Annotated in this window: 1 protein-coding gene; it reads right to left on the reverse strand. The window is 35.8% G+C overall.

What is annotated here, in order from left to right:
* Positions 1-1,294 (reverse strand): IS3 family transposase gene (locus ACOMCU_RS27975; protein WP_421052292.1). Its coding sequence is split into 2 segments (ribosomal slippage), with 1,295 coding nucleotides annotated over them: positions 1-841 and positions 841-1,294; the frame shifts between segments, so codons are not numbered across the junction. This gene is flagged as partial in the annotation.
* Positions 1,295-1,331: the final 37 nt, after the last annotated feature.

Genomic DNA, 1,331 nt, shown 5'->3' on the forward strand with positions numbered 1-1,331 from the left:
ATACGTTTTGTGTTGTAATACGTTATATACTTATCTAATTCTTTTTTAAAATGTTCCACACTCTCAAATTCTTTAAGATATAGAAACTCTGATTTCATGATGCCAAAGAAATTCTCCATGATGGAATTATCATAACAGTTGCCCTTACGGGACATACTTTGCGCAATTCCTCTTTTTTGTAAGGCATGCCGGTACTGCTTCATTTGATAATGCCAGCCTTGATCTGAATGCATAAGTAGCTGGTGGTCTTCAGGCAAACGTTTTAAAGCTTTCTCCAACATTTCTGATACAAGAGAATATGTTGGACGAGAGCCAATCGTATATGTAATGATTTCGCCATTAAACAAGTCTAAAACAGGCGATAAATAAAGCTTCTCACCAAATAATTTAAACTCTGTAATATCTGTCACCCATTTTTGATTTGGCCTATCTGCTGTAAATTTGCGGTCTAAAATATTTGGCGCAATTTTACCCACTGTCCCTTTATACGATCGATATTTTTTCATACGCACAACACACTTTAAATCAAGCTCTTTCATAATGCGTTGAACCTTCTTATGATTCACTTTTTTGCCACGATTGGTCAGCTCATCACGAATGCGACGATAGCCGTAACGACCTTCATGTTCCTCATAAATCGCTTTAATCTCCGTTTTTAAATTGACATCTGGATCTGGACGATTCATCTTCTTTATTAAATCGTAATACGTGCTACGTGGAATTTGGGCGAATGCCACAAGCGCCTTCACCGAATATTTGTGCCTTAATTCAAAGATGACCTTCACTTTGTCTTCTTTGGTGATTTTTCCTTGCTTCGAACTAAGGCATTCAACTTTTTTAAATACTCATTTTCCATACGTAAACGTTCGATTTCTGCTTGAAGTGCTTCTGTAGAACCTGCTACGGGTGTTTGTTTTGGTTGTTTATTTGATTCTTTTTTCATGGAAGGTCGCCCCTTTTTCTTTGATTGAAGGGCGTCCATTCCTTGTGTTTCAAATTGTTTTTTCCAAACTCTTATCGAGGTAGGAGCAGTTATTTTAAAAATCGCTGCAGTTTCAATTAAGGACGTACCATGTTCAATCATAAAATTTAGTACGTTTAGTTTAAACTGTTGTGTGTAATTTGTATATGATTTTGAAAAAGCTTCTACGCCGTTATGCTCGTATTGTTTAACCCATTTAACGATTGATTTATGATCTACACAGATTGATTTCCCGATTTCTCTATAACTTTCTTTGCCGTTTAAATAGCGTAAAACAGTTTCTAATTTTTCCTCAGCAGTAAATTTACCCATAGAAAAACTGCACCTCCAATTGTTAGATTGTGTCTAA

Origin of the sequence: Lysinibacillus sp. UGB7 (assembly GCF_049058285.1) — a bacterium.
Taxonomy (GTDB): domain Bacteria; phylum Bacillota; class Bacilli; order Bacillales_A; family Planococcaceae; genus Lysinibacillus; species Lysinibacillus sphaericus_B.